Genomic DNA, 24975 nt, shown 5'->3' on the forward strand with positions numbered 1-24975 from the left:
CTTGGTCTGTCGAGGGTAGAGAACTCACCTGCCGATCGGCTACATGATTCGTCTCAGGTCAAACCGACATGTCATCGGCTACAGCGCCTGATCGCTTGTGTGTTCGGGTTGCGCGGGGAGTCTAGTTGCGGTCGATTTCCCGCGATACCGCTGTCATCCCGAGCCGCAGGCGAGGGATCTGTTTTCGATCGACTCGGATCGTAGGGCGGGCTCAAGCCCGCCGAAAGAGAACGCCGCCTCCCATCGCGCGACGCGAGCCGCAGGTCGACAGCTTCGATCATGGCGGGCTTGAGCCCGCCCTACGAGTTCTACGGGAGTTGGGTATGCGCCTTACGGCCTTGGTTTCACCATTGGGGTGACGGGCCACAGTCTTGGCGGTGGCATGGCCGAAGCATTCGCATTCACGATCAGGTATCAGACGGGCGTGAAGTTGGAGGTTTACAACCCGGCGCGCGTCGGTAACGCGAGTCTGCGCTCACAACTCGTCGATGTGCTCGGCAGCAGTCGCATCAGCGTGTTCTGCCGACATGGCGACCCTGTGTGGTATGTCCCGGTGGGATTGCAGCATGTCGGCTCCAACAACGGTTGCACGACCTGGGGCACGCAGATTTCCTGGCTCAATCTCGTGAAGAATCACGACATGAGTTTGTGGTTGTGAACTCATAAGTATTCGACTGGTGTTCCTTCTATCTATGAAGGGGCGGGGGGCCAGATGCCCATCGCCCCGGCAACGCTAAGGTTTGTTGTCGCCGAGGGATTGATTGTTGAGAGCCATGCGCAGTCGTGATGGCCGTTCTGCAACAGGTTCAGCAACGATCATTGGCTTCTGCGCATCCTTCGTAGTGAACTGTTGACGTTTCTGCATCGAACACCTCCGTGCGAGGATTGTCCTCACTTTTGGGTGTCCGAGAAATCAGGGGTGGCTCACTCTGACCCCAGTTGTTGCTAGCGTAGCGCAGGCACGTGGCCGACGCCACGATGCGGGGTCGGCTTGAACGAATCGTTAGCCACCAGCCAGCTGTCCTTCTTGGATTGAAATTCGTAGATCTCTAATTAGGCGTAAAAAAGCCTGATCAAAGCTATTCTTTTCCTGCCAATCAGAAAAATCTGGTAAGTAGTAGCTCCTAACCCTAGCCGCAATGTCAATTCCAGTATCTGGATCAATCAGTTCCCATTGCTGTAACCGATCGAATGACACTAGCGAAATTGGAAAAAGCATTTGACTTTTGGATTCATTTTCGCGTTGTAATGCCCAGCGAAGTTCGTTTGCAACCCAGTTGCTGCGAAGGCTTTTTTCTGAAAGAACTATCAGCAATTTGTCATGCTTCCTGACTGCATGAAGAAGCTGCTTAGCGATTAGTTCTCCAGCGCGTATATCTTCAGGCGCATACCACACTCGAATCCCTTCATCTACCAATCGCGAGTAGAGACGATCACAGAATGATTTGTCCGCTGTTGAGTGGCTAAGAAAGAATGAGTGATTGGTTATAGGCATTTTCTCGGGATGCAAACGCAATAGGAAATCAGCACGCTCTTTCGACATCCCCGTTTGCTGGAGAAATCTGGTGGATATACTCTTGCTCAGCTCGATGGTTTCGATGTCGATGTGAGAAGGTCCTAAGTGTTCAATTTCTGAAAGAAATTTTGAGTCTGTAAGATCGCAGTGCATAAGCGATGTATTTAAGAACTGCGCCCTATTCAGAGAAGTGCGGGTGAAAACGGCATGCCGAAAGTTTGCTAAGCCAAGGTAGCAACCATCAAAATTGGTGTCATTTAGCTCTGGATAATTAAAAGTTGCTGCTAGTAAAACGGAGTCAGATAGGGACGCCCCATTCAGACAAGCTGGCACATCCGCCCGACCAGAAAACGGTGCGCTTCGCGTAAACCATGCGGGACCAAAGTAGGCGCCTGTTAGCAGTGCGCCATCAAGTTTGGCACCTTCAAGATTTGCACCTGCGAAGTTGCTCCAACGCAGATCAACCCCACGCAGATCCGCGCCTGAAAGGTCAACTCTTTCAACTTCTGAAGCAAGACGCCAAGATCGAAATGCAGATGTTCCAAGTTTTGCTGCATTTAATGCTTCTGGATGTGCCACTAATGTTCTCCTGGTGGCTAACGCCTGAGTCAAGCCGCCCCGCGGCGGGGTGGCGGACGCGTGCTAGCGTAGCGTAGGCACGTGGCCGACGACCACGATGCGGGGTCGGCTTGAACGAATTGTTAGGGCCACACCCGGCTCGCCCCAAACTCCCGCATATGGAACAGCACATCAGGACCGCCGATGTCTGTGTACTCAAAGTGTTTATTACCCACATTTGTTAAGTCAACGCGGATGCCGCCAAATTCATAGACGCGGGCGTAGCGGGGATTGGTAATGTTCCAGCGCGGCTCAGATATGTCGTGTGCGAAAGCATTGCGAATCTGATAGGTGAGCGATGAAAACTGGTCAATTTCTGTTTGTATTGGGTTTGCAAGAGCTACGCCAGCTTCATGCCCTTCCTGAAACGTGATTGGCTTATCGAGATCAGCAAGATCAATTTTTCCTTCCAACCCGTAGTTGTAAAGTTTCCAGGCGAAGGCGAGTTGACCGAATGCCGTATCGATGTACTTCATATGTGGCCTTAACTTGTGATTAGACCCCAACTTGGGCCATGCCCAGAGTCTCTGCCCCACCCCAAACCCCTGTCAACGCAACCCAACCTGTTAAAACCAACAGGTTCTTCTTTCCAGAAAATAACAGCTCCCTCCGCAGGCATCGCCCGCGTTCGGGATGACAGTGACAAGCGTAGATGCGGCGGGCATGCGCCCGCCGACATCCACGATGCGTCGCTCGCGCTTGGCCTACGCCGTCGCCAGAAACCGCACGATGCTGGCCGCGGCGTCGCGGCCTTCCTGCACGGCGGTGACGACGAGGTCGGCGCCGCGGACGCCGTCGCCGCCGGCGAAGATCTTCGCGTTCGCGGTCTGGTAGGGATACACGGGATTCGCGGCGTCGAAGCGCGCGGGGTGATGCGGCGGCGGTGCGGGCGTGATCCGGATGCGGCCGTCGTCGTGCAGGGCGATGCCGTGCGCGGCGAGCCAGGCGGGCGGGTCGGGCTGGAAGCCGAAGGCGATGATGACGATGTCGGCGGCGAGATCGGTTTCGCTGCCGGGCACCTGTTCGGGGCGACGACGGCCACGGGCGTCGGGCTCGCCGAGCCGCGTTTCGGCGACGCGCACCGCGCGGACATGATCATTGCCGTCGTCGAGCAGTGCGAGCGGCGCGCGCTGGAACAGGAACTGCACGCCTTCCTCGCGCGCGTTCGCGACCTCGCGCGCGGAGCCGGGCATGCTGGCTTCGTCGCGGCGATACACGCAGCTGACCTGCGCCGCGCCGAGGCGCACCGCGCTGCGCACGCAGTCCATGCCGGTGTCGCCGCCGCCGAGCACGACCACGCGCTTGCCGCGCAGATCGGGCAGCTGCACCTGGTCTTCCCAGCCGGCGATCGGTCGGGCATTGATGTCATCTTCGCCGACCACGATGCGCCCGTTCTGCACCAGGAACGGCAATGCCGGCAGCACGTTGCGCAACTCCTGTCCGGGCAGGCCGCCGTCGGTGTAACGATAACTGCCCAGGCCGAGGAACACCGCGTCGAAGTCGGCGAGCAGCGCGTCGATGCCGGTGTCGCGTCCGATCTCCACGCCGAGGCGGAATTCGACGCCCATGCCTTCCAGCGTCGCGCGCCGGGTGGCGATCACCGATTTTTCGAGCTTGAAACTCGGAATGCCGAACTGCAGCAGACCACCGATCTGCTCATAGCGATCGAACACCACCGCCTGCACGCCGGCGCGCGCGAGACGATCGGCGCAGGCGAGACCCGCGGGCCCGGCGCCGACGATGGCGACGCGTCTGCCGGTGGGCGTGGCGGCGGAGAGATCCGGCTGCCAGCCTTCGGCCAGCGCCTTGTCGACGATGTATTTCTCCACTGCGCCGATGGTGACCGCGCCGAAACCGTCGTTGAGCGTGCAACTGCCTTCGCACAGGCGATCCTGCGGGCAGACGCGGCCGCAGATCTCGGGCAGCGGATTGGTTTCGTGGCACAGCGCCGCCGCTTCCTGCACGCGGCCTTCGCGCGCGAGTTCCAGCCACTGCGGGATGTAGTTGTGCAGCGGACAGCCCCAGCTGCAATAGGGGTTGCCGCAGTCGAGACAGCGCGACGACTGCTTCTTCGCTTCGGCGTCGTCGAAGCGTCCGTAGAGTTCGTGCCAGTCGCCCTGCTGCCGCAGTTCCAGCGCCACGCGCTCGGGCATCTGCCGTTGCGACTGCAGGAAGGCCTGGGGGGTTTTCTTGCTCATGCCTGCACCCGCGAATCTATGCCGACGCGATCGTGGCCCCCACCCATTCGCGCTGCGCGCGAATCTCCCCCCCCCGCGTGCGGGGGAGGGTTGGGGAGGGGGCAGCGGCCTGAAGGCCGCTCTACCGATGCAAAGCGCATCACGCGGCCCTCCTGAGGGTTTCGCCCAGCGCCTCGATGCTCACCGCCTTCGGCTTCACCAGCCAGAACTTGCCGAGGTAGTCGCGGAAGTTGTCGATGAGATTCTGCGCGTGCGCGCTGCCGGTGAGGCGCTGGTGGCGTTCGAGCAGATCGAGCAGATGCGAGCGGTGGTGTTCGAACCCTTCGGCGTTGATGCGCAGGATGTCGATCAGTTCGTGGTTGTAGCGGTCGACGAAATCGCGGTCGCGGTCGAAGACGTAGGCCATGCCGCCGGTGAAGCCGGCGCCGAAGTTCAGGCCGGTGCGGCCGAGCACGACCACGACGCCGCCGGTCATGTATTCGCAGCAGTGGTCGCCGGCGCCCTCGACGATGGCCAGCGCGCCCGAGTTGCGCACCGCGAAGCGTTCGCCGGCGCGGCCCGCGGCGAACAGCTCGCCGCCGGTGGCGCCGTACAGGCAGGTGTTGCCGAGGATCGTGGATTCGCTCGCGGTGTAGCGGATGCCCTGCGGCGGGCGGATGACGATGCGGCCGTCGGCCATGCCCTTGCCGACGTAATCGTTGGCCTCGCCTTCCAGCTCCAGCTGCAGGCCGCCGGCGAGGAACGCGCCGAAGCTCTGCCCGGCGCTGCCGTCGAAATGCAGCGAGAGCGGCGCTTCGGCCATGCCGTGATTGCCGTGCGCGCGGGCGATGCGGCCGGAGAGGCGCGCGCCGATGCTGCGGTCGGTGTTGCGGATGGCGTAGCGCAGCGGCTGGTCGAAGGCGTGGTTGCCGCGCTTGTGCGCGATCGCGTCGGCGAGGTCGGCGTCGAGCTGCGCGGCGAGCCCGGTCGGCGCCGCCTGCGGCGCACGCACGCCGCAGCGCGCGGGGCCGGTCAGACCGTCCTGCGACAACAGCGGCGACAGGTCGATCAGGCGATGCACCGGCAGCGTGCCTGCGGTCTGCACCAGCAGATCGGTGCGACCGACGATCTCGTCGAGCGAACGCGCGCCGAGCTGCGCCAGATAGCCGCGCACTTCCTCTGCGAGGCCGCGGAAGAAATGCTCGACCCGTTCGGGCAGGCCGGTGAAGTGATCGCTGCGGAGCTTGTCGTCCTGGGTGGCGACGCCGGTGGCGCAGTTGTTGAGATGGCAGATGCGCAGGTATTTGCAGCCCAGCGCGATCATCGGCGCGGTGCCGAAGCCGAAGGACTCGGCGCCGAGCAGCGCGGCCTTGATCACGTCGAGACCGGTTTTCATGCCGCCGTCGGCCTGCACGATCACGCGGTCGCGAAGACCATTCGCCATCAGCGACTGGCGCGCTTCCGACAGGCCGAGTTCCCACGGCGTGCCGGCGTAGCGGATCGAGGAGATCGGGCTGGCGCCGGTGCCGCCGTCGTGGCCTGAAATGGTGATGAGATCGGCGCCGGCCTTCGCCACGCCACTGGCAATGGTGCCGACGCCCGCGTGCGCGACCAGCTTCACCGAGATCAGCGCCTCGGGATTGACCTGGCGCAGATCGAAGATCAGCTGGGCGAGATCCTCGATCGAATAGATGTCGTGATGCGGCGGCGGCGAGATCAGGCCGATGCCGGGACGCGCGTAGCGCAGGCGCGCGATCAGCGCGTTGACCTTGTGCCCGGGCAACTGGCCGCCTTCGCCGGGCTTGGCGCCCTGCGCGACCTTGATCTGCAGCACTTCGGCGTTGACCAGGTATTCCGGAGTGACGCCGAAGCGGCCGGACGCGACCTGTTTGATCTTCGAGACCTTGTCGGTGCCGTAGCGCAGCGGGTCTTCGCCGCCTTCGCCGGAATTGCTGCGGCCGCCGAGGCGGTTCATCGCGATTGCCAGCGCTTCGTGCGCTTCGGGCGACAGTGCGCCGAGGCTCATCGCGGCGGTGTCGAAGCGTTTGACGATGTTCGCGACCGGTTCCACCTCGTCGAGCGGAATGGGTGTGGCCTTGGCGGTGTCGAACGCGAGCAGGTCGCGCAGCGCCGCCGGCGGGCGCGAATTCACCGCATCGGCGTAGGCGTTCCAGTCGTCGCGCCGACCACTGCGCACCGCGCGCTGCAGCGTGGTGACCACGTCCGGGTTGTACTGGTGGTATTCGCCGTTCGGGGTGAACTGCAGCAGGCCGCCGATGTCCGGCAGCACGTTGTTGTCCCACGCGCGTTCGGCGATGTGCGCGGTCTCGTCCTGCAACTGGTCGAAGGTGGCGCCGCCGATGCGCGAGGGCGTGCCGGTGAAGCACAGATCGACGACCTCGCGGTCGAGGCCGACGATCTCGAACAACTGCGCGCCGCGATAACTGCCGATGGTGGCGATGCCCATCTTCGAGATGATCTTGAGCAGCCCCTTCTTGATGCCGCGGCGATAACTGCGGCCGATCTGGGTGGCTTCGCCGTGCTTGGTCTTGAGGATGCCGCGTTCGCCGAGATCGTGCAGGGTCTGGTAGGCGAGATACGGATACACCGCGGTCGCGCCGTAACCGATGAGGCAGGCGAAGTGATGCGGGTCGCGCGCGGTGCCGGTTTCGACGATCAGGTTCGAGGCGCAGCGCAGGCCGAGGCGGACCAGATGCTGGTGGACCGCGCCGGTGGCCAGCAGCGCGTGCACCAGCAGGTGATCGCGACGCGGCCGGCGGTCGGTGAGGATCAGCAGCTTCACCCCGGCGCGGGCCGCGGATTCGGCTTCGTCGCACAGGCGCAGCAGCGCCGCGCGCAGGCCTTCCGCGGCGCTGAAGTTCAGATCGAGATAGCGGTGCGAATCGCGGAATGCCGGCAGCGTCAGCAGCTGGCGCTGCTTGCGCTGCGACAGCACCGGCGAGTTCAGCATCACGTGCGCGACCTGTTCGGGGCCGTCGACGAAGATGTTGCCTTCCTCGCCGATCTGGGTGCCGAGCGACATCACGCAGTCTTCGCGCAGCGAATCGATCGGCGGATTGGTCACCTGCGCGAACGCCTGGCGGAAGCGGTCGTACAGCGGCCGCAGCTGGCCCGACAAGGCGGCCATCGGCACGTCGTCGCCCATCGAACCGACCGCTTCCTGCTCGGTTTCGGCCAGCGGGCGCAGGATCTGTTCGCGTTCCTCTCGGGTCAGCTGGAACAGTTTCTGGAAGCCGGACAGCGTGCTCGCGTCGAACGGCGCGGCGGTGAGGTTCGGGTCGACCAGTTCGGTGTGCAGGTAGGTCATGCCCTGCTTCAGCCACTGCTTGTACGGCGCGCGCGCGCGGTTGATCTGGTCGATGGCGTCGGCGTCGAGCAGGCGACCGGCATCGAGATCGGCGGCGATCATCTGCCCCGGGCCGAGCTTGCCCTTGGCGAGGATGCGCGCGGGCGCCACGTCCCACACGCCGGCCTCGGAGGCGACCATGAACACGCGATCGTCGCTGAGCTGCCAGCGCGCGGGGCGCAGGCCGTTGCGGTCGACGGTGCAGGCGGCGTAACGGCCGTCGAAGGCGACGATGCCGGCCGGGCCGTCCCACGGCTCGCTGTTGATCGCGTAGTACTCGTAGAACGCGAGCAGGTCGGCGTCCTTGTATTCCAGCGATTGCGTCGCCGGCGGGATCAGGATGCGCAGCGCCTTCAGCAGATCCATGCCGCCGGCCTGCAGCAGTTCCAGCATCGAGTCGAGGCTCTGTGAGTCGGAGCCGTCGGTTTCGATCACCGGCGTGAACTCGGAGGGATCCAGCGTGCCGGTGCGCCACACGTGCGCGCGCGCCTGCGCCCAGATGCGATTGCCGGCGATGGTGTTGATCTCGCCGTTGTGCGCGAGCAGGCGGAACGGCTGCGCCAGCGGCCAGCGCGGGCTGGTGTTGGTGGAGAAGCGCTGGTGGAACACGACCGCGCTGCTCGCCAGTTCCGGCCGCTGCAGATCGGGATACAGCTGCGGCAGATACTGCGGCAGCACCATGCCCTTGTAGCCGATGTTGCTGGCCGAGAGGCTGACCACGTGCAGGCCGGGCACGTCGCGCAGGCGCTGTTCCGCGCGACGGCGCGCGAGGTACAGCGCATGGGCGAAGGCCTCGCGGGTCATGCGCGCGCCTTCCACGTCCAGCACCGGCACCACGAACAGCTGTTCGATCGCGGGCATCGTCGCCTTCGCGAGCGTGCCGCAGACCGAGGCGTCGGTCGGCACCTTGCGCCAGCCCGAGACCGCCAGGCCGACGTCGCGCAGGGTCTGCGCGAACGCGGCGCGCACCCGCGCGATCGCGTCGTCGTCGTGCGGCATGAATACGATTCCGGAGGCATAGCGCTGGCCCAGGGCGATGCCCGATTCGGCCGCGAGCGCGCGCAGGAAGGCGTCGGGCGTTTTCAGCAGGATCCCGCAGCCGTCGCCGGAGAGTCCGTCGGCGGCGATGCCGCCGCGGTGGGCCATGCGCGCCAGCGCATCCAGCGCCTGCGTCACCAGTTCACGGCCGGGGCGGTCGTCGAGATGGGCGATCAGCCCGAAACCGCAGGCATCGCGCTCGTCGCGCGAATCGTAAAGACGCGTACCGCCGCGTTGGTCGCTTTCCATCGGAAGGGCTCCGGGACGATCACACCACCAGGAATCGAAGGGCGACGATTCCCTCGCGGGCCCGGAGGTCCGCGGAGGTCCTGTCGCTGGATGACCCGACTAAAGCACAAATGGTGCACTGCGGCAACGGGGGTGCGACCGCGCAGGCGTCGGTCATTGGTCGCAGGCCCGGGCCGGACGGGCGCCCGGGCAGGGTAGACTGCGGCCTTCGTCTCAGTCCTCCGCCCCCGCCCGTGAATTCGCCTGCCAATCCGCCCCTCGCCGGTGCGCGCCGTCAGGCTGCGCTCGTTTTCATCTTCGTCACCGTGCTGATCGATGTGCTCGCCTTCGGCGTGATCATCCCGGTGCTGCCGCATCTGGTCGAAAGTTTCGTCGGCGGCGACACGTCCACGGCAGCCTATTGGGTCGGGCTCTTCGGCACCGCGTTCGCGATGGTGCAGTTCTTCAGCGCGCCGGTGCAGGGCGCGTTGTCCGACCGCTACGGCCGTCGCCCGGTGATCCTGCTCTCGTGCCTGGGGCTGGGCATCGATTTCATCTTCATGGCGCTGGCGCCGAATCTGGCGTGGCTGTTCGTGGGCCGGCTGATCTCCGCGGTCACCTCGGCCAGCTTCACCACCGCGAACGCCTACATCGCCGACATCACCACGCCGGAGAATCGCGCCAGGAGTTTCGGCATGCTCGGCGCCGCGTTCGGTCTGGGCTTCATCATCGGTCCGGTGATCGGCGGGCTGCTGGGCGACATCGATCATCGTCTGCCGTTCTGGTTCTCGGCGGTGCTGGCGTTGATCAATTTCGCCTACGGCCTGTTCGTGCTGCCGGAATCGCTGCCGAAGGAGCGTCGCTCGGCGACGTTCGACTGGGCGCACGCCAAGCCGATGGGCTCGGTGCATCTGCTGCGCAATTACCCGCAGATCTGGGGCCTGGTCGCGCTGGTGTTCGTCGCCAACTTCGCGCACTACGTCTATCCGAGCACTTTCGTGCTGTACGCCGACGAAAGTTTCGGCTGGAAGGAAAAAGAGGCCGGTTACGTGCTGGCGGCGGTCGGCGTGCTGAGCGTGATCGTGAACGCGGTCCTGGTCGGCAAACTGGTGAAGCGCATGGGCGAACGCCGCGCGATCCTGTTCGGGCTGTGCTGCGGCGTGGTCGGCTTCGTGATCTACGGCTTCGCCGGTGTCGGCTGGGTGTTCATGCTCGGCCTGCCGATCAGCGCGCTGTGGGCGATCGCGGCGCCGGCCACCCAAGCGCTGATCACGCGTCAGGTGGGGCCGGAAGTGCAGGGCCGCATCCAGGGCGCGTTGAGCAGCCTGGTGTCGTTGGCGGGCATCGCCGCGCCCGCGGTGTTCGCCGGTTCGTTCGGTTACTTCATCGGCCCGCGTGCGCCGGTGCATCTGCCGGGCATCGCGTTCCTGATCGCGGCGACGCTGCTGGCCGCCGCGGTCGTCGTCGCGTGGCGGTATGCGCGGGTGCCGGCGGATGCGATCCCCGCGGTGTCCGATCCGGCGCCATAACCGCGCCGCGGCATCGCGGCATTGCGGCATCGCGGCATCGTTTCTGTAGGAGCGCCGGAAGGCGCGAAAGGCTGCGGAAACTCTTTCCGTCATAGGTCGCGCCTGCCGGCGCTCCTGCAAAAGCGGTGGCCGCAAAGCCTAGGCGTTGATCGCTTCCAACTCGCGCGTGGACACCGGCAGGAACGCCCAGAACGGGATGCGGTCCGCGGCCCAGCGCGCCGCGGTGTCGTTGAGGATCTCCAGCACCGTGCCCATCGCCTCGGGATCCTGCGCGCGCCAGTCGGCGGTGTGTTCGAGCATCAACACGTAGCCTTCCGATGGCAACCACGACAGGTCGGCGAGGCAATCGGCCAGCGCATCGAGGTTGTCGCCGAACCATTCGGGAAAGCGCAGGGTCTCCGCGATCTCGCGCATCGCCGCAGCGGCATCCGCGCAGGCGCGCAGGTCCACCGGCAACACCGCGAACTGCAGTGCGCCGCCGGCTTCCACCAGCGATTCGCGATCGCGCGCATCGACGAAATAGGCGCCGGCCTGGGTCGGATCCGCCAGCAGCGCGCCGAGCTCCATCGTGTTCATCGCGCCTCCGCCGTGGCGGAGCCGCCGTCCAGCGTGAAGCGCCTGAAACTGCGGTAGTGATCGTCGGTGTAGAAGTATTCCGTCGGCGGCCGTCCGCCGGCGACGATGCGGCGCGCGCCGCGATCGCGCGAACCCGGCGTTTCGACCGTGTATTCGCGGTAATAGCCGCGCGGCTGCGACGGCAGCCGGCGTTCGCGGTTGCCGAACACGCCGTCGTCCTGGCGATACGGATACGGACCGCCGCGCGCGATCGTCTGCAGCGTGTCGATGGCTTCGGGCGGCAGGTAATCCGGATAGCCCGCGGCGTTCGCGGATGGCTCGGGTTTCGCCGTTTCCGCAAATGGCGGCGGTGTTTCCAGCGGATTGCGCGCCGCCGGATCGGCGGGGGTGGTGCTGGGCAACGACGCCGATGGCGTGGGCGGCGAAGCTTCCGGCGTGCGCGCGCTCTGCCATGCCAGCGCGGCCAGCAAGGCCACGGCCACCACCGCGATCCATTTCGAACGCATCGTCGATCTCTCCTGCCGCGATCGGCCTACTCTGTGCCCGTGCGACGCCGCCGATGCTGATCGGCGTCAAAATGCAGCACGCTCAGCCGCAGGTGATGGCGATGATCTTGTCGTCGTCGTCGACCCGCACGTTGAGGCGGTCGCTGCGGAAATCCATGGTGACCATCATGTCGGGCTTGATGACCCGGACCTGTTTGGCCCTGGTCGCGGTCAGCGCGGCCTGCACCACGGTGCTGTCGGCCTTCTGCCCGACATAGCGCTGCGCGGGCGCGGCGTCGCACTCGCCCTCGGGCAGGCGGACGATGCCCGGCGGTTCCGGGCCCTTCACCGGCGTGTCGCCGCCGCTGGCGGCATCGGCCGGATCGGCGGCACCGGGCTGTGCGGCGTCGGGCGCCGCTGCGTCGGGCGCGGAGTCGGGCGTCATGGGCGCGCAGGCGGCGATCGAGAACAGCGCGAACAGGGACAGCGGCAACGGCGACATGGCAATTCCTTTCCGCAGGGGATGCGCCAAGTATGCATGGCGGCGGTAGGATTTCGTAAAGCGCGGCGGTGGTTGCCGGCGCAGGACGCGTTGCCGAAGGGAGATCGGACATGACTGCAGTATCCAGCGATGGGACGGAGACATCGTCGACGCCGTCCGAGCCGTCGCCCGGTCCGAGCCGTCGCGCGCTGCGGTCGCTCGCGGAACACTGGAAAACCCTGCTGCCGGCCTTCGCCGGTTTCGCGCTGCTGCTGCATTTCTGGCGCATCGGTTATGCGCCGTCGCTGTCGTTCGGCGATCTGGGAACGGTGCTGGGCGCGCTGCTGTTGTTCTCGTTGGGTGGCCTGATCGTCTTCATCGTGATCCTCGTGCTGCCATCGGTGCTGATCGGTTACTGGATCGAATCGAATCTGCTGCCACCGCCGCCGAAGCCTGCCGCGTCGGATCCGACCGCCAGGCGGACGTCGCTGAAGTCGTATCACCACCGGCCTCGCGCAGCGCATCCGCCGCGCGCGCGTCGCAGCGTGGTCTTCGGCTGGCATCCGCGCGCGGGTTCGCTGCCGTGGTTCATGCTCGCTGCGATCTCGACGCTGCTGGCCTATGTCGGCGTGCTGTTCGCCGGTGTCCGGATCTGGCCGACGGGCGTCACCGAGCACGTGGTCGTCGGCATGTTCGCGATCGCGTTGGTCGGCGTCCTCGCCGCGACGATGTCCATGGACATCCCGCAGGTCCGCCGGAGGCTGCGTACGCTGCGTCGCACGCGCTGGCAGTTCGCGCTGATCTCGCTGCTGTATTTCGCGTTCTGGCCGATCGCGGTGCTGCCGTTCTACGTCGTCGACGGCGAACTGCGGGCCGTCAATACGCTGATGGCCGTGCTGGCGGTGTTGTTCGTGCCGTTCGTCCATTGGATGTTGTACGCGACCTACCGCATCGTCTCCATGCAGGGAATGTGGGTGAGAGGCGCCATGCTCGGCCTCGTATTGTTCTACTCGGGCGCGCCGCTGGCGATTCTCGATGGCGGCCTGAATGCGTTTGGACTGGGCATGATGCGTCGCGTCGATCTGGTCCTCACCGGGCGCGGCTGCGAGATCGTGCATGCGGCCTGGCCCGAGCGGATTTGCACGCCGGATCACCGCGGTGAAGCGGGCGCGTATCGGCTCGAAAACGTCGAAGTGCTGACCCGCATCGGTGCGCATGTCTACGTGGCGGTACCCGGCGGCATCGACGACGACCGTCTGCCGCGGGCGACCATTCCCGCGGACGAGGTCCTGAGCTGGCACCGGACCGCGGCGCCCGTGCCTGCGGCGACGGACGTCCCGACGAACCCCTGAGCCCCGCCGTGACCTCCGGCCTCTTGACGGCCTCGGGATCGTGTTCTACAACTGTAGTACTACACCTGTAGAGGAATCGCCGGCATGGCCGACGACATCGTATTGAGCGACCTGCAGCTGGACCTGATGCGGGTGCTGTGGCGGGCCGGTGAGCTGAGCGTGGCCGAGGTCACCGAGGCCCTGGTCGACCGCGATCTGGCCCACACCACGGTGGCCACGCTGCTGAGCCGGTTGGAGAAGCGCGGCGTGGTCGAGGCCCGCCGCGACGGGCGGATGCTGGTGTACCGGCCCTGCGTGACCGAGGCCCAGGTGCGGCGCAACATGGTGTCCAGCCTGATCGCGCAGGTGTTCCGCGGCGATCCGAAGGCGCTGCTGGCGCATCTGGTGAGCGAGCGCGACGTGGCCCAGGGCGATCTGGAACAGGTCCGCGCGCTGCTGCAGCGCGCCGACGAGGAGCAGACGCCATGATCGACGAGATCATCGCCACGGCGCTGCCATTGGCATCCTTCGGCGGTCTGCTGTTCGCCTTCGCGCTGCATGCGACCGTGCTGCTCGGCGCGGTGTGGGCGATGGAGCGCGCCGGCTGGCTGAAGCATCCGCACTGGGCCGAACTCGCCTGGCGGATCGCGTTGTTCGGCGCCTTCGTCTCGGTCGCGATCGAAGCCGTGCCTTTCCATGCGTTGCGATCGCCGGCCGTGTCGCCCGTCGTCGCCGAAGCGCCTGCGCCGCGGACCGCGCCTGCGCCGCGCGCCCACCTGCCGGCCGAGATGACCGCCAATCCGCCCGCCGCCGCCATCGCCACGCGCCGCGCCGCGGATGCGCTCGTGCCTGCGGGCGATGTCGTCCCCGCGCTTGCGCTGCCGGTGGCGACCGATGCGCTGCTGCTCGCGCTTTTGCTGTGGTGCCTGGGCAGCGTCGTGCTGCTGTTGCGGGTGCTGCATCAGATGCGTGCGCTGTTCCGGATGCGCCGTCGCGTATTGCGCGAAGGTCGCCCGGCGTCCACTGCGACCACCGCGTTGCTGCGGGATCTCGTCGACGAGATGGGCGTGAGCGTACCCGAACTGCGCGTGCTGCCGGCACTGAACAGCCCGATGGTGCTGCCGGGCGTGGTGCTGTTGCCGCATTGGGCCGAGTCGCTCGATGTCGCGCAGCGACGCGCGATGCTCGCGCACGAACTCGCGCACCTCGATCGCCGTGATCCGCTGTGGCGTCCGCTGCAGCGCCTGGCGCTGGTGCCGCTGTTCTTCCACCCGCTGGCGTGGCATGCGCTGTGTCGGCTGGAAACGCTGGCCGAGACGCTGTGCGACCGCGCCGCGGCCGAGCGCGGCGCGGGCCGGGCATTGGCCGAATGCCTTGCCGAATGTCTCGCGCGCAGCGCGCACGCCGCCGACGACCGGTGCCACACCTCTTTCGATCGCGGTGCCGCGCTGGCACTTGCGATGGCCGAACGCGGCGACGGCATCGTGCCGCGCGTCCGCACACTTCTGGAGAACCCGCACATGAGACTTTCGACGATTCCGGTGCGCTGGCGCTGGGCCGCCGCCGCGTTCGCGCTGTTCGCACTCCTCGCCCTGCCGGGCGTGATGGTGGTCGCGCGCCCCGGGATGATTCCCGGCCTGTTCGAACGACACGATCTGTCGATCACGATCCGCCACAACGGCCAGACCCACGCGATCCGTTCCGACATGCCCGGCGTGGGCGAGACCCTGCGGGTCGTGATCGATGGCGATGTCGCCTTCAACGACGCGGAGAGCGATGTCGCCACGCTCGGCCGCGGCGCGGTGTTCGACATCGAACAGACGCATGCCGGCGTGTCGCGCAGCCTGCGGATGACGCCGGGCAAAGCCGGCGCGACGCGAGAATACAAGATCGATGGCAAGGCGCATCCGTTCGACGCCGCCGCGCAGGCCTGGCTGGCGGCGACCATCCCGCAGATCTACCGGCTCAGCGCCCTCGACGCGGAAGCGCGCGCCAAGCGCATCCTCGCCCGCGGCGGCGCCGACGCGCTGCTCGCCGAGATCGCGCTGCTGCACGGCGATTACGTCCGCGCCGAATACCTCGGGCAGTTCTTCGCGCAAGGCGATCCCGACGACGCGCAGACCGCGAAAGCGCTGACTCTGATGCGTGCGATCCGCTCCGATTTCGAGAAGCGTCGCGCGCTCGGCATCGCGCTGTCGCGCCCGGTGACGTCGCCGCAGCAGGCCGTGCTGCTGTCGATCGCCGCGGAGATCGATTCGGATTTCGAACGTGCCGAGTGGCTCATCGAAGCCGCTGCGAAACTGCCGGTGGACGGCGGCAACGCCGATGGCTGGTCGCGCGCGCTGCGCGGTCTCGAGAGCGACTTCGAGCGCAAGCGCGCGCTGACCGCGGTGATCGAGGACGGCCAGCCGCGCGCCGCGGCGCTCGCCCTCGCGCTGCGCACGATGCGCGGCATGAGCAGCGACTTCGAACGCCGCTCGGTGCTGGAAGCCGCGGCCGATGCCGACGTGCCGTTGCCCGACGCCGACTATCTCGCGGCCGTCGACGCGATGTCTTCCGACTTCGAGCGTCGTGAAGCGCTGGCCGCGCTGATCCGCGGCGGCGCGCCGAGCGCGGAACGCAGCCGCGCGATCCTGCGCAGCGTGCGCGCGATGTCGTCGGACTTCGAACGCGGCGAAGTATTGAACGCACTGGCCGCGACGATGCCGAACGATCCGGTGCTGATCGAAGACTATCGCGCGGTCACGCGCGGCATGTCGGACCACGAACGCGGCAAAGCGGAGAAGGCGTTGGATCGGTTCTACGGCAGTTGATCGCCCGCTGCTTGCATCGACACCGGCCACAAAAAAGGCCCCGGGTTCCCGGGGCCTTTGCGTATCGCTGCCGATGCGGTCTCACGCCGCCGCGCGCGTCTCCACCGGGCCGGCGTCCCATTTCGCGAGCAGCTCCGCCTCGCGCGCCTTCGCCTTGTGCAGGTGCGCTTCCTTCACGTGGCCGTAGCCGCGGATGTGTTCGGGGATCGAGGCGATCTCGGCGGCGAGCGCGGCGTTGCCGGTGTCCAGCGACGCGAGCAGGCGTTCGACGGTGGCGAAGTAGTCGGCGATGAGCCGGCGCTCCATCTTCCGCTCTTCGGTGTAGCCGAAGATGTCGAAGGTGCCGCCGCGGAGGCCGCGCAGTTTCGACAGCAGTTTGAAGGCCTTGAACATCCACGGCCCGAATTCCTGCTTGATCAATTGACCCTGCGCGTTCTTCTTCGCCAGCAGCGGCGGCGCGAGGTGGAAGTGGATCCTGTAGTCGCCGTCGAACTGCTGTTCGATGCGGCGCTGGAAGTCGCCGCTGGTGTACAGCCGTGCGACTTCGTATTCGTCCTTGTACGCCATCAGCTTGAACGCGTAGCGCGCGACCGCTTCGGACAGATCGGTCGATCCCGGGGCCTTCGCCTGTTCCGCGGCGCGTACCTTCGCGACCAGATCCTGGTAGCGCTTCGCGTAGGCGGCGTCCTGGTATTCGGTGAGGAAGGCGACGCGGCGGGCGATGATCTCGTCGAGCGAGCGCGACAGGCGCGCGTCGTCCAGCGGCAGGAACGCGAGGCCGGCGCCGGCGTGGTCGTGCTCGGGGACATGGCGCAGTTCGTCGCCGCTGCGCAGGTTCGCGGTCTGCGGCATCAGCCCGGATTCGCGACCTTCGGAAGCGGTCGGCGCGAGCAGCGGCAGCGCATGCGGCGTGGCTTCGGCGGCGGTCGGCGCGTTCTTGACGATGCCTGCGGCGTCGACCACCGCCGGCAGATCGATCGCGGCGAGCCGGCCCCACGCGAACGCGGTCTTGTTCATCTGCACCGCGGCGCCGTTGAGTTCCACCGCGCGCATGATCGCGTCGAAGGAGATCGGCACCAGGCCGCGCTGCCAGGCGTAGCCGAGCATGAAGAGATTGGCGGCGATGGCGTCGCCCATCAATGCGGTCGCCAACTGGGTGGCGTCGATGAGCTGCAGTGCCGACGCCGGTGCGTCGCCGCCGAGCGCGGTGCGGATCGCGGAGACGATGTCGGCCGCGGGGAACTGCATGTCCGGACGGGTGGTGAAGGTGCCGGGCATCGCCTCGTAGCTGTTGAGCACGACATGGCTGCGGCCTTCGCGGATCTTCGACAGCGCCCAGTAGTCGTTGACCACGACCATGTCGCAGCCGAGCACGAGGTCGGCCTCGCCGGCGGCGATGCGCACGGCGTGGATGTCGTCGGGCGTCTTCGCGATGCGGATGTGGGTGGTGACCGCGCCGCCCTTCTGGGCGAGGCCGGTCTGGTCGAGCACGGTCGCGCCCTTGCGCTCGAGATGCCCGGCCATGCCGAGCAGCGCGCCGATGGTGACCACGCCGGTGCCGCCGACGCCGGTGATGAGGATGTTCCAGGGCCTGTCGAGATCGCTGGCGAACGTCGGCATCGGCAGATCGTCGAGGCGGTCCGCGGCATTGGCTTTCTTGCCCTTGCGCAACTGGCCGCCGTGCACGGTGACGAAGCTCGGGCAGAACCCTTCGACGCAGCTGTAGTCCTTGTTGCAGTTGCTCTGGTCGATGTCGCGCTTGCGGCCGTATTCGGTTTCCTTCGGCAGCACCGACACGCAGAAGCTCTTCACGCCGCAGTCGCCGCAGCCTTCGCACACCAGCGAATTGATCGCGACCCGCTTCTGCGGATCCGGCAGCTTGCCGCGCTTGCGCCGGCGACGCTTCTCGGTGGCGCAGGTCTGATCGTAGATCAGCACGCTGGTGCCCCTGGTCTTGCGCAGCTTCTTCTGCACCTCGTCCAGTTCGCGGCGGTCGAAGAATTCGACGTCGTTCGGGAACAGGTAGCGCTGGCGCGTCCACTTGGTGATGTCGTCGCTGACCACCGCGATGGTGTACACGCCTTCGGCGCGCATCTGCTGGGCGATCTGCGGCACGGTGAGGGTACCGTCCACCGGCTGGCCGCCGGTCATCGCCACCGCATCGTTGTAGAGGATCTTGTAGGTGATGTTGACGCCGGCCGCGATCGACTGGCGGATGGCCAGCGAACCGGAGTGGAAATAGGTGCCGTCGCCGAGATTCTGGAAGACGTGTTCGTTCTCGGTGAACGCCGACTGGCCGCACCAGGTCACGCCTTCGCCGCCCATGTGGGTGAAGGTGTCGGTGTTGCGGTCCATCCAGGTGACCATGTAGTGGCAACCGATGCCGCCGAGCGCGCGCGAGCCTTCCGGCACCTTCGTCGACGTGTTGTGCGGACAGCCGCTGCAGTAGTGCGGTACGCGCGGGAAACTGGCGCGGGGCAGAGCCAGTTCGCCTTCCTTCTCCTCCATCCAGCGCAGCACGCCGCGGATGTGTTCGGAGTCATGGAAGCGCTGGATGCGGCGCGCGATCACGCCGGCGATGCGCGCCGGCGTCAGTTCGTTGGTGCTGGGCAGGATCCACTCGCCGCTCTCGTCGAACTTGCCGACGATCGACGGCCGGCTGTTGTCCTGATTGATGCCGTCGAAGTTGTAGAACAGTTCCTTCATCTGGCTTTCGATGAAGCTGAGCTTCTCCTCGACCACCAGGATGTCCTGCAGCCCGCGCGCGAACGCGCGGATGCCCATCGGTTCCAGCGGCCAGGTCATGCCGACCTTGTAGACGCGGATGCCGAGATCGGCGCAGGCGCGCGCGTCGAGGCCGAGATATTCCAGCGCCTGCAGCACGTCGAGGTAGCTCTTGCCGGTGGTGACGATGCCCAGGCGCGCGTTCGGCGAATCGATGACCACGCGATCGAGCCGGTTGGCGCGCGCGAACGCCTGCGCGGCCTTCACCGCGTAGCGATGCAGGCGCATTTCCTGATCGAGCGGCGGGTCCGGCCAGCGGATGTTGAGGCCGCCCGGCGGCATCTCGAAGTCGTCGGGCGTCACGATCCGCAGCGCCAGCGGATTGACGTCGACCGAGGCCGAGGATTCCACGGTTTCGGCGATCGTCTTGAAGCCGACCCAGCGACCGGTGTAACGCGACATCGCGAATCCGATCAGACCCATGTCGAGGATGTCCTGCACACCCGCCGGGTTCAGCACCGGCATCAGCGCGGACTGGAATTCGCCCTCGCTGCCGTGCGGCAGGGTCGAGCTGCGGCAGGCGTGGTCGTCGGCCGCGAGCGCCAGCACGCCGCCGAACTTCGAGGTGCCGGCGGCGTTCGCATGCTTGAACACGTCGCCGCAGCGGTCCACGCCCGGGCCCTTGCCGTACCACATGCCGAACACGCCATCGACCTTGGCGCCCGGGAACAGATTGGTCTGCTGGGTGCCCCAGACCATGGTCGCGCCCAGGTCTTCGTTGAGCCCGGGCGTGAATTTCACGCCGGCCTCGGCCAGATGCTTCTTCGCCCGCCACAGTTCCAGATCGAAGCCGCCGAGCGGGCTGCCGCGGTAGCCGCTGACGAAGCCGGCGGTGTTCAGCCCGGCCGCCTGGTCGCGCAGGCGTTGCATCAACGGCAGTCGGACCAGCGCCTGGACCCCCGACAGGTAGATCCGTCCCTCGGTTCGGGTGAACTTGTGGTCGAGGGTGTACTCCCGATCGACGGCCGGATGGTCGGCGGCGGGCGAGGGCGCGCCGGCCGGCGCGTGAAGGTCGATGGGGCTGGTCATGAGATCTGGCGTCCCTGGCGGTGCCGACGGACGGCGCCCGCGTGTGGCGGAGTGACGAAAACGGAAGGGTGGCGCGGAAACTGGAGCGAAAATTCTAGCAGGGACAGGGGGTTGGGCGAGGAGCGGGGTTCGGTTCAACCGGGAAGCCGGTCCCTGGTTGGGGCCCGAAAATCCGTACGGGTCGACCCTCGAACCGGGACGCTGTTGGCACAAACGTTCAAAATGTGACCCAATATGCAGACTGGCAACGCGCCTGTGGGCAACGTTCAGGCTGCCCCGATTGCGTGCCGGATCATGGGGATAGCGGCTTTTCTGCCGCGAACGAGCCGCATTGGCTCGATATTTGCTTTCCGTCACATTGGCGTGAGGCAGGGGACCGGCGAACAGTCGGCCATCTCTGTCGTGCGCCTCCCGGTTCGCATCCGGGTGTTGCATGAAGTCGTATCACAACCAAGTAGCGGCGCCTGGGGAATCGCGGCGCCGTGTCATCGGGACAAGGGCACAAACGCGTCGGGGCGGACGTGCCAAGGGGAAGCATCAAGTGCTGGCCAATTCGACTCGCATCGCTGGAACCACGCGCCGTTCGGTCGCCGCAATCATCGTGTTCTGTCTCGCGCTCGTCGCGAGTCCGCTCGCGTGGTCGCAGAACGCGGTCAACAGCGCCACGATCACGCCACCGGCGACCGTGACCGATCCCAACAACGCGAACAATTCGGCGACCGACAGCGACGCCATCACCCGCACCACCAATCTCAGTCTCGTCAAGACCGCCAGCCCGAACCCGGTCGCGGTGGGCCAGCTGCTGACCTACACCCTCACCGTGAGCAATGGCGGCCCGAGCGCCATCCTCGCCTCGAACACCTTCTCCATCCAGGAAAGCCTGCCCGCCGGCCTCACCGGCTGCAGCTTCACGCCTTCCGCGGGCACGTTCACCGTCGGCACCATCGCTTCGGGCGCCACCGGCACCGGCACGTGGACCGGCGTGGCCATCGCCTCCGGCGGCAACGCCACGCTCACGATCGCCTGTACCGTCGGCGCCGCCGCCGCGGCCAGCATCACCAACACCGCCACCGTCATTCCGCCCACCGGCGTGAGCGACCCCGATTGCTCGGGCGCGCCCATTTCCTGCGCCGGCGGCAATACCGGCAGCGTGAACACCACGGTCACGCGCCCGCAGCTGACGCTCACCAAGACCGCCAGCGCGGCGTCGTTCACCGTCGGCGTGCCGGCCAGCTACACGCTGCAGCTCACCAATACCGGCAGCTCCGCGACCACCGCGTCGAGCACCATCACCGACACGATTCCGACCGGTCTGACGATCGGCACGCTGCCCGCGGGCTGCACCGCCGCGGGCCAGACCGTGACCTGCACCGTCGCCAGTCTGGCGGCCGGCGCGAGCACCAGCTTCGTGATTCCGATCACGCCGACCGCGGGCGCGGCGGCCAGCGTCACCAACTCCGCCACCGTGAGCGGTGGTGGCGATCCGACCTGTCCTGCGGCTGCGCGCTGCACGGATACGGAAGGCCCGACGCCGGTGAACCGTCCCGTCATCAACATCGCCAAGGTGGCCGGTACGGCCACCGGCCCCTCGGTCGCCGGGACCTACACGGTCACCTACACCGTGACCGTCACCAACAGCGGTGCCGCTGCGGGCACCTATGGCGCGTTGAGCGATTCGCCGGTCTTCCCGGCGAGCATCACCGAGACGGGAATCGCCTGGACGACCAGCGGCACGGGCGCACCGCCCAGCGGCTCGCAGGCCGGACCCGGCGCGTATCAGCTCGCGCCGGCCGGAACCTCGATCGGCGCGGGTGTGACGCATACCTTCAACGTCACCATCAGCTACGTCTTCAATGCCAATACGCCGCCCACCGTCTGCGCGGTGACGCCGACACCGGGCAGCGGCCTGTACAACGCCGTGTCTTTGCCGATCGGCCAGGAAAACGGCGCCGCCGGCGACAACGCGGTGTGCGTGAACTCGCCGCAGCCGCCGCCGCAGCTGACGTTGACGAAGACCGCGAGCGCGGCCAGCTTCACGGTAGGTGTGCCGGCGTCGTACACGCTCCAGGTGACGAACAGCGGCGGCGTCGCGACGACCGCGGCGAGCACGATCACCGACACGATTCCGACGGGTCTGACGATCGGGACTCTGCCTGCGGGCTGCACCGCTGCAGGTCAGACGGTGACCTGCACGATTGCGGCGGGTCTGGCCGCGGGCGGCAGCACGAGCTTCGTGATTCCGGTGACGCCGACGCTGGCGGCCGGGACGAGCGTGACCAATACGGCGACGGTCAGCGGTGGCGGTGATCCGACCTGTCCTGCGGCCGCGCGCTGTACGGATACCGAAGGTCCGACGCCGGTGAACGCGCCGCAGCTGACGCTGACGAAGACGGCCTCAGCCGCGTCGTTCACGATCGGCGTGCCGGCGAGCTACACGCTGCAGGTGAGCAACACGGGCACGGCGGCGACGACCGCGGTGTCGACGATCACCGACACGATTCCGACCGGTCTGACGATCGGCACGCTGCCGGCGGGCTGCACCGCTGCGGGTCAGACGGTGACCTGCACGATTGCCGCGGGTCTGGCCGTGGGCGGCAACACGAGCTTCACGATTCCGGTGACGCCGACCGAAGCGGCCCTGCCCAACGTCACGAACACCGCAACCGTCAGTGGCGGTGGTGATCCGACCTGTCCTGCGGCCGCGCGCTGCACGGACACGGAAGGTCCGACGCCGGTGAATGCGCCGCAGCTGACGCTGACGAAGACGGCTTCGGCCGCATCGTTCACGGTCGGCGTACCTGCGAGCTACACGCTGCAGGTGAGCAACACGGGCACGGCGGCGACGACCGCGGTGTCGACCATTACCGACACGATCCCGACCGGTCTGACGATCGGCACGCTGCCTGCGGGCTGCACCGCTGCAGGTCAGACGGTGACCTGCACGATTGCGGCGGGTCTGGCCGCGGGCGGCAGCACGAGCTTCGTGATTCCGGTGACGCCGACGCTGGCGGCCGGGACGAGCGTGACCAACACGGCCACGGTCAGCGGTGGCGGTGATCCGACCTGTCCTGCGGCCGCGCGCTGTACGGATACGGAAGGCCCGACGCCGGTGAACGCGCCGCAGCTGACGCTGACGAAGACCGCGAGCGCGGCGAGCTTCACGGTCGGCGTGCCTGCGAGCTATACGCTGCAGGTGAGCAATACGGGCACGGCGGCGACGACGGCGGTGTCGACGATCACCGACACGATTCCGACGGGTCTGACGATCGGCACGCTGCCGGCGGGCTGCACCGCTGCGGGTCAGACGGTGACCTGCACGATTGCGGCCGGTCTGGCCGTTGGCGGCAGCACGAGCTTCGTGATTCCGGTGACGCCGACGCTGGCGGCCGGGACGAGCGTGACCAATACGGCGACGGTCAGCGGTGGCGGTGATCCGACCTGTCCTGCGGCCGCGCGCTGTACGGATACCGAAGGTCCGACGCCGGTGAATGCGCCGCAGCTGACGCTGACAAAGACGGCTTCGGCCGCGTCGTTCACGGTGGGCGTGCCGGCGAGCTATACGCTGCAGGTGAGCAACACCGGCACGGCGACGACCTCGGGCAACATCACGGTCACGGACACCATCCCGGCCGGATTGACGATCGGTACGCTCCCAGGTGGTTGCACCGCGGCCGGACAGACGGTCACCTGCATCTTTACGGTCGCACTCGCCCCGGGTGCCAGCAGCTCCGTCGTGATTCCGGTCACGCCGACACTGGCGGCCGGGACGAGCGTGACCAACACGGCCACGGTCAGCGGCGGTGGCGACCCGACCTGTCCTGCGGCCGCGCGCTGCACGGACACGGAAGGTCCGACGCCGGTGAATGCGCCGCAGCTGACGCTGACGAAGACGGCCTCGGCCGCGTCGTTCACGGTGGGCGTGCCGGCGAGCTATACGCTGCAGGTGAGCAATACGGGCACGGCGGCGACGACCGCGGTGTCGACGATCACCGACACGATTCCGACCGGTCTGACGATCGGCACGCTGCCGGCGGGCTGCACCGCTGCGGGCCAGACGGTGACCTGCACGATTGCCGCGGGTCTGGCCGCGGGCGGCAGCACGAGCTTCGTGATTCCGGTGACGCCGACGCTGGCGGCCGGGACGAGCGTGACCAATACGGCGACGGTCAGCGGCGGTGGTGATCCGACTTGTCCGGCGGCTGCGCGCTGCACGGACACGGAAGGTCCGACGCCGGTGAATGCGCCGCAGCTGACGCTGACGAAGACGGCTTCGGCCGCATCGTTCACGGTCGGCGTGCCGGCGAGCTACACGCTGCAGGTGAGCAATACGGGCACGGCGGCGACGACCGCGGTGTCGACGATCACCGACACGATTCCGACGGGTCTGACGATCGGCACGCTGCCTGCGGGCTGCACGGCCGCGGGCCAGACGGTAACCTGCACGGTTCCGGCCGGTCTGGCCGCGGGCGGCAGCACGAGCTTCACGATTCCGGTGACGCCGACCGAAGCGGCCCTGCCCAACGTCACGAACACCGCAACCGTCAGTGGCGGTGGTGATCCGACCTGTCCTGCGGCTGCGCGCTGCACGGACACGGAAGGTCCGACCCCGATCACCTTCACGGCGGCGCTGACGGTCGACAAGACCGCGGCCGCGCCGAGCGGCAACACCGCGGGCAGCACGATCGCCTATTCGTTCCTGGTGACGAACACGGGCAACGTGACGATCACGGGGATCGCGATCAACGACGCGAACCTCGACGCCGCGGCCGTGTGCCCGGTGACGACGCTGGCGCCGGGCGCGAGCACGACGTGCACGGGCACGCACACGATCACGCAGGCGGAAGTGAACGCCGGCGTGGTGAACAACAGCGCGACCGCGACCGGCACGCCGCCGGGCGGTGGTACGACGACGAGTCCGCCGGACACGACGAGCACGCCGATCGCGCAGACGCCTGCGCTGACGGTCGACAAGACCGCGGCCGCGCCCAGCGGCAACACCGCGG

General features: G+C 67.0%; 14 protein-coding genes. 6 read left to right on the forward strand and 8 right to left on the reverse strand.

Annotated features, from left to right (window positions below; all coding sequences use genetic code 11):
• Positions 1–355: 355 nt before the first annotated feature.
• On the forward strand, positions 356–658 hold the full coding sequence (locus ABD974_RS11760) for a lipase family protein (RefSeq protein WP_345303525.1): 303 nt from the start codon (positions 356–358) through the stop codon (positions 656–658).
• Between the two features lie 345 nt (positions 659–1003).
• Here the strand turns inward: ABD974_RS11760 and ABD974_RS11765 are convergent, their stop codons facing one another.
• The 4 genes from ABD974_RS11765 to gltB all read right to left on the reverse strand — a co-directional run bounded on the left by ABD974_RS11765 (position 1004) and on the right by gltB (position 8965).
• Positions 1004–2095, reverse strand: a complete 1092-nt coding sequence (locus tag ABD974_RS11765) for a toll/interleukin-1 receptor domain-containing protein (protein ID WP_345303526.1) — start codon at positions 2093–2095, stop codon at positions 1004–1006.
• Positions 2096–2217: 122 nt separating this feature from the next.
• Positions 2218–2610: a hypothetical protein gene (locus tag ABD974_RS11770; RefSeq protein WP_345303527.1), complete on the reverse strand. Its 393-nt coding sequence runs from the start codon at positions 2608–2610 to the stop codon at positions 2218–2220.
• A gap of 228 nt (positions 2611–2838) precedes the next feature.
• Positions 2839–4332: an FAD-dependent oxidoreductase gene (locus tag ABD974_RS11775; protein WP_345303528.1), complete on the reverse strand. Its 1494-nt coding sequence runs from the start codon at positions 4330–4332 to the stop codon at positions 2839–2841.
• 139 nt (positions 4333–4471) lie between these two features.
• A complete protein-coding gene (gene gltB, locus ABD974_RS11780) occupies positions 4472–8965 on the reverse strand; it encodes a glutamate synthase large subunit (RefSeq protein ID WP_345303529.1) in 4494 nt (1497 codons plus the stop codon).
• A gap of 233 nt (positions 8966–9198) precedes the next feature.
• Between gltB and ABD974_RS11785 the strand changes: the two genes are divergently transcribed.
• On the forward strand, positions 9199–10473 hold the full coding sequence (locus ABD974_RS11785; RefSeq protein ID WP_345303530.1) for a TCR/Tet family MFS transporter: 1275 nt from the start codon (positions 9199–9201) through the stop codon (positions 10471–10473).
• A 138-nt stretch (positions 10474–10611) separates the two neighbouring features.
• On the opposite strand, the gene ABD974_RS11790 is transcribed toward ABD974_RS11785, so the two are convergent.
• The 3 genes from ABD974_RS11790 to ABD974_RS11800 form a co-directional block, all read right to left on the reverse strand.
• Positions 10612–11049 carry a barstar family protein gene (locus tag ABD974_RS11790; RefSeq protein ID WP_345303531.1) on the reverse strand — a complete coding sequence of 146 codons (438 nt, stop codon included), beginning with the start codon at positions 11047–11049 and terminating at the stop codon, positions 10612–10614.
• Positions 11046–11555, reverse strand: a complete 510-nt coding sequence (locus tag ABD974_RS11795) for a guanyl-specific ribonuclease (RefSeq protein WP_345303532.1) — start codon at positions 11553–11555, stop codon at positions 11046–11048. Before ABD974_RS11795 ends, ABD974_RS11790 begins: the two co-directional genes overlap by 4 nt.
• A gap of 82 nt (positions 11556–11637) precedes the next feature.
• Positions 11638–12036, reverse strand: coding sequence for an I78 family peptidase inhibitor (locus ABD974_RS11800; protein WP_345303533.1), 399 nt, complete (start codon positions 12034–12036; stop codon positions 11638–11640).
• Positions 12037–12146: 110 nt separating this feature from the next.
• Here ABD974_RS11800 and ABD974_RS11805 point away from each other — a divergent pair, with 110 nt between their 5' ends.
• From ABD974_RS11805 to ABD974_RS11815, 3 genes are all read left to right on the forward strand, one after another.
• Complete coding sequence (locus tag ABD974_RS11805) at positions 12147–13367, forward strand: hypothetical protein (RefSeq protein WP_345303534.1); 1221 nt, start codon at positions 12147–12149, stop codon at positions 13365–13367.
• Between the two features lie 84 nt (positions 13368–13451).
• Complete coding sequence (locus ABD974_RS11810; protein WP_345303535.1) at positions 13452–13835, forward strand: BlaI/MecI/CopY family transcriptional regulator; 384 nt, start codon at positions 13452–13454, stop codon at positions 13833–13835.
• Positions 13832–16159, forward strand: a complete 2328-nt coding sequence (locus ABD974_RS11815) for a M56 family metallopeptidase (protein WP_345303536.1) — start codon at positions 13832–13834, stop codon at positions 16157–16159. The genes ABD974_RS11810 and ABD974_RS11815 overlap by 4 nt, the downstream gene beginning before the upstream one ends.
• 81 nt (positions 16160–16240) lie before the next feature.
• On the opposite strand, the gene ABD974_RS11820 is transcribed toward ABD974_RS11815, so the two are convergent.
• Positions 16241–19972 (reverse strand): indolepyruvate ferredoxin oxidoreductase family protein, encoded by a 3732-nt coding sequence (locus ABD974_RS11820; RefSeq protein ID WP_345303537.1) that lies wholly within the window; start codon positions 19970–19972, stop codon positions 16241–16243.
• Positions 19973–20405: 433 nt separating this feature from the next.
• Between ABD974_RS11820 and ABD974_RS11825 the strand changes: the two genes are divergently transcribed.
• On the forward strand, positions 20406–24975 hold a 4570-nt coding region (locus tag ABD974_RS11825), incomplete at its 3' end, for a beta strand repeat-containing protein (RefSeq protein ID WP_345303538.1).

This window comes from Lysobacter hankyongensis, from assembly GCF_039543145.1.
Classification (GTDB): Bacteria; Pseudomonadota; Gammaproteobacteria; order Xanthomonadales; family Xanthomonadaceae; genus Lysobacter_I; species Lysobacter_I hankyongensis.